The sequence below is a fragment of the Bifidobacterium sp. POST2/T3 (B1) genome (genome assembly GCF_058197115.1).
Genome location: NZ_JBVPQK010000114.1, coordinates 1 through 7,640, shown reverse-complemented (window position 1 = coordinate 7,640; position 7,640 = coordinate 1). Strand labels below are relative to the sequence as shown.

Here is a 7,640-nt window from a genome sequence, read left to right as displayed (position 1 = left end):
CTGGGGCGAGGGTCGGCTGGATCTTTTTGCGTCTGCTCCTCTTGCTTGCCGAGTGACAGATTAGCCACTGCTTCAGCGCCAAGAACCGTCTGTCCTGCCATGACGGCTTGGAGGGCCGGCACCACCGAAGCCACGTCCTGCTTGATCACATAGCCCTTGGCACCCAAGGCCAGAGCACGGGAAATATACTCCTTGTCTGCAAAGGTGGTCAGAAAGAGCACACGGGCAGCCGAATCCATGGCGATGATGTGCTCCGCCGCCTCCAGACCGTCCATGCCAGGCATCTGCACGTCAAGCAGCAGCACGTCAGGCCTCCCACCAGCGGCCTGGTAACAATCCAGGGTTGACTGACCGTCATTGGCAGTCCAGAGCACGTCTGCAGTACCGGTTGCCGTCAAAATCGTTGATAGAGACGAGCAAACGATCGGATCGTCATCAGCGATAGCGACTTTCATGCCATTACCCTCTTATTCTCTACATGCTTTGTTGCGCTTTGGTTGGTCCAGGGTTCCTTGGGCAAGGATACGAAAACCTTCCACCCTTGTCGGTTGGGTCCGCTGTTGGCCGTGCCTCCCAAGGCTCTGGCCCTGGCTTCCATATCGGCCAGCCCCATGCCACGCTGGAGCCCTGGCTTCTTTAGGTGCGAGCTGTCAGGCTGCGATTGCTGAATCCCGCCGTCGTCCTGCACCACCATCTGCCAGAAGGCCGGGAGGTCGCGCAGAATGACCTGTGCCGTCCTGGCTGAAGAATGCCGGACCGTATTGGTAAGGGCCTCACGAACAATGGTGGCCAGGCAACGACACACTGGTGCAGGGGCTGTCTTAATGCCGTTGTTCAAATCGACCTTTAGCCGCCCCATGGAAGCCTTGGAGCTGGCATCCTCCATCTGGGATGCGAAATCGGTGCCCTCATCCTCCAAGTCATGCACTGAACGACGAATCGTAGTCATGGCCTGGTCCAAGGTCTTGCCGACACTTTCAAAGACCTGCTCGGTACCCTGATCGCCCTTGCTCTGAGCAACCACCCGGCCAGCCTGTGTCTGCATGATGGCTCGGGTGAGCAGGTGGCCCACATTGTCATGAATATCTCGGGCGATCCGGGTCCGCTCCGATAAGTGCGCCATCCGGGTCGCCTGGGCTCTCTCCTCGTCCAGATCGCTGATGCGGTCATGCAGTTGGCGAATCCTGTAGCGCTCGGTGTCTTCAATCTGCCATACGCGACCCTTAGCCACGGCTAAGTGCGCGCACGTCAGTCCGCCGCCTTGCGCCAGTGCCGAGGTCAATGAAGCCAGCAGGGCATAGCGTTGGGGAAGGCCTTTGAAGAGTATGAGGTCGGCCATGGCAGATATCAGCCAAAAGAATGCCGGCATCAAGGCCAAGAGCAGCATGGACCAGGCCAATCCGGAATTCTTGGCTTGGGGATCTTTCATGCCGAATGACCTGGTGACTGGAACTATGGTTCCGAGTCCGACGCCCGCCTCAAAGGCCAGGGCTGGCAGGAAGAAGAGCCAGTCTGGTATGAACGTTGCCAAAAGCGATACCAGAGCGCCGCCCCACATGGAACCTGGCGCAGGCAGCAGCCATTCACACAGGGCTCCTGCGGCTACTGAGGCCAAAAGGCCAGCGATCAGGGTGCCTGATACCCCTGAACCATACCATGATCCGCATAAGGTCCCCAGGCCAAGCAGGACCAGCCAGCCAGCTATCCTGCCCATGAATGTCTCCTCGCCCTGTTGCTCTATTGTCTCAAATAGTAATTGTCGGGCTACCCGTTCCTGAGCCTAAGCGCAGGCAAGACTACCCATGACAAATGTCATAAGTTGTGATTTGACCGTCTACAACATTGATGACGGCTGTCATGGTGTTGGGCCAGCCCTAGCTGGGATGATGGAATCATGAACATTTCACGTGAGCAAGAGCCGGCCTTGCAGGTCAGCGCATTGGTGAAGCGCTACGGCGACATGGTGGCCTTGGACCACTTCGACATGGAAGTCAGCCGAGGTGAGGTATTTGGACTGCTTGGCCCCAATGGTTCAGGCAAGTCAACCGCCATCAACTGCATACTGGCCCTGCTCAGCTTTGAATCGGGGACGGTTCGGATATTCGGGCAGGAGATGACCCCGACCTCCTACGACCTTAAAAGTCATATAGGCGTGGTTCCACAGAATGTGGCCGTCTTCAACGAACTGAGCGTGCAGGAGAACATCGACTATTTCTGCTCCCTCTATGTGCCCAAGAAGGCCGACCGCAAGGATCTGGTTGAGCAGGCCATTGACTTCGTGGGACTGGGCGACTTTCGAAAGTTCCGTCCCGGCAAATTGTCGGGCGGTCTGCTGCGCAGGCTCAACATCGCCTGTGGCATCGCCCATCAGCCCGACCTCATCTTTTTCGACGAGCCCACCGTCGCCGTTGACCCCCAGAGCCGCAACGCCATCCTGGAAGGCATCGAACGGCTGAACGCCCAAGGGGCCACGGTGGTTTACACCAGCCATTACATGGAAGAGGTGGAGGAGATCTGTACGCGCATCATGATCATGGACCACGGTCGTCAAATTGCCCTGGGCACTGCCGAGGAGCTCAAAGGCATGGTCCAGGTCGGCGAGCAGGTCACCGTCGAGACTCTGGATCTGCAGGACTCCACCCTAGCCCGGATTCGTGCCCTGCCCCTGACCCATTCCGTCGACTATGACGGCAAGGAACTGGTCATCCATTGTCGCCAGGGTGAGCACAACCTGCAGGACGTGCTGACGGTCCTGGAATCCACCAAGACCAGCTACGGCCACCTGACCAGTCGTCCGCCATCCCTGAACGACGTGTTCCTGGAACTGACCGGCAAGGAACTGCGCGACTGAGCGCGGTCCCAAGGCTCAATTGCCGTAAGGAGCACCTATCTATGTGGAACTCATTCCTGATCAACGTCAAGACCTCGATACGCAACACTTCCTCTCTCTTCTGGGTCCTGGCCTTCCCAGTCATTCTGGCCGCTCTGATGCTGGGCATCATGGGCAATCTGCAAGACAGTTACACCGCCGAGGCACAGCACTTCGCCATTGTTTCGGACGCTAACTGGAAAGCCAACTCAGGTGCTGACGAGTTGGTTTCCTCACTATCGAAGAAACCCAAGGCAGGATCCGAGGACACTCAGCTGCTTGTCCCGACGACAGTAGCTTCCCGGGACGAAGCAAATACGCGTCTGGATAGCCGGAAGGATATTGGCTATCTGTACGCGGGCCCTGACGGACTGGTCAACATGGTCCTGTCCAACCGCGAAGCCGCCAGTATCCAATCCGATGCAACCGCCTCCGAAGGCATCGCGGTCTCCATTCTGTCCGCCTCGCTGGGCAGCTTCAACCAGGCCAACTCCGCAAGGGCAGCCATTGCCTCACCAAGCAACCAAATTCTGCTGCAATCCGGCGGGCAAATCTACACAAAGCAGATCCGCCTGACGCACATCCACCCTTCAATGACTGCACCCTACTTCTTCGCTGTGCTCGCTATGGCCTGCCTTATCGGTGCCAGCACCGCCGCCGAGATGATAGCCAAGACTCAGCCCAACCTTTCAGCCCTAGGAGCCCGACGGGCCAGCTCGCCCAGCCCCAAGTGGAGGCAGGCAGCGGGCGCCTTCCTGGCCTCCTGGCTCGTCTCCGCAGTCAGCCTCCTGGTCGCCTACATCTTCGTCCGCACAGTTTGCGGTGTGCAAACCGGTGGTCGTGACCCGATAGCCCTCATAGCCATCGCCGTGGGCACCTTTATGGCCACCGCTTTCGGCTCTATGATGGGCGCGATTCCCAAACTCCCCACCGAAACGAAGGTTGGCCTGGTCATAGGCATCGACTGCACCCTGAGTGCCTTTATCGGCCTCTACGGCAGCATGACTATGGACCTCAACAACGCCATCCAGGAGCATGCTCCTATCCTTCACCTGCTCAACCCAGTCAAGCAGGTCTCCAACCTCTTCTATGACATTGTCTACTACGACAGCCTGGCACCCTTCGCCCGCACCTGCGGCATCCTGGCCATTATGGCCGCTATCTTCCTGACCACCTGTGGTCTGCTCCTAAGGAAACAACGGTATGAATACTTGTAAAACAGCACTACGCGTCATCTGGGCGCATAAGTTCTACCTCCTCCTGTACCTGGTGGGCATGAGCCTGATCATGATTGTCGTCGGTTCCGCGAATATGCAGGCCGCGGTGCGTGCCAATGCCTCAAGCTCGGTTGGTCGTTTTGAACCCGCACGTGCGAAGGTGGTGGTCATCAACAGGGATTGCGGTAACCAGGTTGGTTGCGAGCTGGGCCAGGGTCTGAAGAAGTATTTGGGCAAGTCGGCCCATCTGGAGACAGTCGAAGATAAACCTCAGGCTCTGCAGGATGCCAACGTATCCGGCAAAAGTGATTTAACTGTCATCATTCCTAAGGGATATGGACAACGGTTCCTTGTGGCGCTTGAAGACACTGCTGCCCAAGCTCACAGCGGCGGTAAGACGTCTGATTTTCCTAAAGTTGAAACGGCTGCCTCCTATAATTCCAGCCGTGGCAGTCTGGCACAATTGCAGGTGGACAGTTATTTTGATGCTCTTCGTACTGCCTTGCTTACGGGTCTGGGCCAAAACGGTTCGATGGATCTGCATTCGTCTACGGCGGTCAAGGATGCTGCTGCTTATGCTGTGGCCCACTATTCCGGAAACCAGCCACATGTGAGCATCCATACCAGCCCGAAAACTGATGGCCACGGAGCCCTGTTGAAAGGCTTCGCTACGACAGTCGGCCTGGCTGCTTTTCCCTTGATGACGGCATTGACGGTCTGCGTTGCCACGCTCTTCGGAGCTTTCATTTCTCCTGACCGACATCGACGCCTGCTTGCCTCTCCAATGCGATCAACCAGCCTGAATGGACAGGAACTCGCGGCAGCCCTCATTGTGGCAGGCTTCTCCTGGGCATACTACGTGGCACTTGTTGCCTTCAGTATGGCGGCATCGGGGGTGTCCCTGATCTCACTTGGCTGGGAGAGGGTGCTGCTGAGCTTTTTCGTCATGCTGATATTCGCTGTATCGGCGGCATCCTTTGGATTCATGCTTTCTCAGTTCAATCCTTCTTCTTCGCTCATAAACTCCGTCGGGGTCACCTTCGGCTTGGTGGTTATGTTCACCTCCGGATCGAGTGCCGGCGGCGCCCTGCCTCCGGTCATGCAGACCATCGGCAAACTGACGCCGGGCTGGTGGTACAACACTGCAGTCCAATCAATAATGGATTCAAGCACAACTGGTTTGGCCTCCTGGGGCCTTCCACTGACTGTGGTTGCACTGTTCGCTCTGGCTTATGTCTGTGTCGGTCTCATGGTCTCCCGTCTGACACGCACCCGGGCCACCCTGGTCGCTCCTGTCAGCTCCGACCCCAGTATGATCGGATGACGCCTGATTTTGCCAGTCATTCGTCCGGTTTCATGGCCAGTCTGGCTATCAGACAGGTAAGCAGTGTCACTATGACTACTCCAGTGATAATCAGGGTCATGGGGCAGTGGTCGATTAGTGGGCCGAAGGCGGCCTGTCCCAGCGGAATCGCACACATGCATAGACTGTTGGTCAGCCCTATTACCTTGCCTATCAGCATTGCAGGGGTATGAATCTGCTCATAGGACAGGGAAGTGATGTTGACCGTCTGCACTATTCCCGCAGCCAGAGCTATGCACCCGGTTACCAGGGCGAAGAGGACATATGTAGGCAAATGCAAAAGCAGCCCTGCCGCAATGGGCAGGAGGACCAGGGCGCTGCTCGAGAGCAGTATGGGTATCCGTTGCAGATAGAACCAGTTTGGACGGATGGAAACCAAGATGGCTCCAAGCAGGCTCCCGCAGGCCAGTATTCCTTCAGCCAGCCCCTGCATGGCATTGCTCAGACCCAGCGTGCGAGTGACCATATATGGCAAGGCCACGTTGATGTAGGAGGCAAAGATCAGGTTGGCCGCCAGGCTGAGTCCTATGACCACTTTGAGGTTGCCATGTCTGACCAGAAATTGTGCAGCGGCTTTGGTGTCCTCGACCAGGTGGCTAACCAGCGCTCTTGGGCCTTGTGAGGGGCCCTGCGCTGGTTCGGGAATCCTGACGGCGATTTTGATCCAGACGGCGGAAAGAAGACAGACCAAGGCGGCAACCCCGACCACTTGCATGATGCCGAAGAATCCCATGACCATGCCGGCCAATACTGGTCCGATCATTCCTACCAGGGAGATCGCCTGGGAAACCAGGGCTGATGCGCGGGTCAGGTCTTTTCTGTCCACCAGACAGTGAAGGGCCGCCTGCACCGTTGGGCTGTAACAGGCTCGGTAGGCATTGACCAGCATCATGCAGGCCACGGTCAAAAAAACCGGGTCGATTTTGTGGCTTATCAGGATGTACAAGAAGGCGGTCAATGCTGACAGAATGTCCAGCACCGCCATGGTGGACTGCTTGTGCAGCCGGTCGGCCAGAGCTCCGCCCAGGGGGGTAAGGAGTATGGATGGAAGGACCGCCAGAGCGGAGACCATGCCATAGAGGGATGCCGATCCTGAGATGTTGAGCAGGTGAAGCGGAAGGGCGAAGACCAAGCATGTTTGCCCTAGATTGGAGAGAATCTCAGTCGTCAGAAGAGCAATGAACGGCAGTGTCAGCAGCCCCTTGCCCTTGGAGTGGTCCATGCTTGAGGTTTGGTCGTGAGCGGGCGGGTTCATCTGCTGTCTTCGCTTTCAGTCTTTTCCTTGTTGTTGCCCTTGGCATTGGTGCCGAAGGAGGCCAGTAGGTCGGAGAATCCCTGGTCCTGCAGGGGGATGCCCAGGCCTCGCATGATCGAGAAAAAGCAAGCGGCTCTGGTGCGAAGCTCCGTCTGCGTGCCCCGGCGAAAGAAGGGCAGCAGCCACATGTTGGCCAGCAGGCGGAGAATCTCCGCTGCTTGTTCAACGTGGTCCACATGCAGTGAGCCGTCCTGGTTGCCCTGTTCCAAGAGGTCGACAAAGTCGTCCCGTTCGTCCACCACGGCGGTGAATTCCATGCCGATCATCTTGGGATTGGCTTTTGGATTGAATTTGCGGAACATCAGATCCGCGGCCTCCAGTCTCTTTCGCGCTCGCTCAGGGGAGAAGAGCGACTGCAGCTGCTCCAAAGCCGTGCCTTGCTTCGACCGGGTTTGGGTTTTGCCGGACGTCTCGCTCATGGTGTTCATCAACCTATTGGCCACGGCGTCGAAGAGATCTTCCTTGGACTGGAAGTGATGGTAGACGGCTCCCTTGCTCAAGCCTGCTGTCGCATTGATGATGTCCTGCATGCTTGTTTTGTCGTAGCCCTGGCTGGTGAAGAGCTCAGTGGCGGCTTTGATGATTCGCTCCTGCGTCAGCTCGGGGTGTGCGTTGCGGGCCATGGTTGTCTTCCTTTCAGGTCGCTGAGTTGAATCGCCATTGATCGGTTGGGGGAGTCTTCATGCCTTGGATCAATTACATACCGACCGTTGGTATGAATATATCACAACGTACGCTCTGCTGTAGGTCGCGCTCATGTGGTTTAATAAACACTTGGTTTGCGCATTTGTGCGCGGACCTATCTGGAGTCTCAGCCCATCAATGGGTCGGCGGCCGCAAGGTCGTTCGTGCTTGGCACGGTGAAGCATTGGAGAG

7 protein-coding genes are annotated in these 7,640 nt (G+C 57.2%); 3 read left to right on the top strand and 4 right to left on the bottom strand.

The genetic code is table 11. The features are described 5' to 3' along the window. Together AC0AP0_RS06685 and AC0AP0_RS06680 are read right to left on the bottom strand one after the other, a co-directional pair. Nucleotides 1-455: response regulator (locus AC0AP0_RS06685; protein WP_490429821.1), on the bottom strand; the 455-nt coding region annotated here is incomplete at its 3' end. Next, the gene (locus AC0AP0_RS06680; RefSeq protein WP_490429819.1) at nt 452-1,714 is read right to left on the bottom strand and encodes a sensor histidine kinase; all 1,263 of its coding nucleotides are present in this window, start codon (nt 1,712-1,714) and stop codon (nt 452-454) included. The genes AC0AP0_RS06680 and AC0AP0_RS06685, both read right to left, overlap by 4 nt. A 180-nt stretch (nt 1,715-1,894) precedes the next feature. Between AC0AP0_RS06680 and AC0AP0_RS06675 the strand changes: the two genes are divergently transcribed. From AC0AP0_RS06675 to AC0AP0_RS06665, 3 genes are read left to right on the top strand one after another with little or no spacing between them, the layout of a single operon-like run. Continuing rightward, a complete protein-coding gene (locus AC0AP0_RS06675) occupies nt 1,895-2,851 on the top strand; it encodes an ABC transporter ATP-binding protein (RefSeq protein ID WP_490429818.1) in 957 nt (318 codons plus the stop codon). Nucleotides 2,852-2,892: 41 nt separating this feature from the next. Then, entirely contained in the window at nt 2,893-4,086 is a 1,194-nt protein-coding gene (locus AC0AP0_RS06670) for an ABC transporter permease (RefSeq protein WP_490429816.1), read from the top strand. Next, entirely contained in the window at nt 4,073-5,410 is a 1,338-nt protein-coding gene (locus AC0AP0_RS06665) for an ABC transporter permease (protein ID WP_490429815.1), read from the top strand. The genes AC0AP0_RS06670 and AC0AP0_RS06665 overlap by 14 nt, the downstream gene beginning before the upstream one ends. 16 nt (nt 5,411-5,426) lie before the next feature. On the opposite strand, the gene AC0AP0_RS06660 is transcribed toward AC0AP0_RS06665, so the two are convergent. Beyond that, a complete protein-coding gene (locus AC0AP0_RS06660; RefSeq protein WP_490429814.1) occupies nt 5,427-6,704 on the bottom strand; it encodes an MFS transporter in 1,278 nt (425 codons plus the stop codon). Further along, nucleotides 6,701-7,387 carry a TetR/AcrR family transcriptional regulator gene (locus AC0AP0_RS06655; protein WP_490429813.1) on the bottom strand — a complete coding sequence of 229 codons (687 nt, stop codon included), beginning with the start codon at nt 7,385-7,387 and terminating at the stop codon, nt 6,701-6,703. Before AC0AP0_RS06655 ends, AC0AP0_RS06660 begins: the two co-directional genes overlap by 4 nt. Between the last annotated feature and the right edge of the window lie 253 nt (nt 7,388-7,640).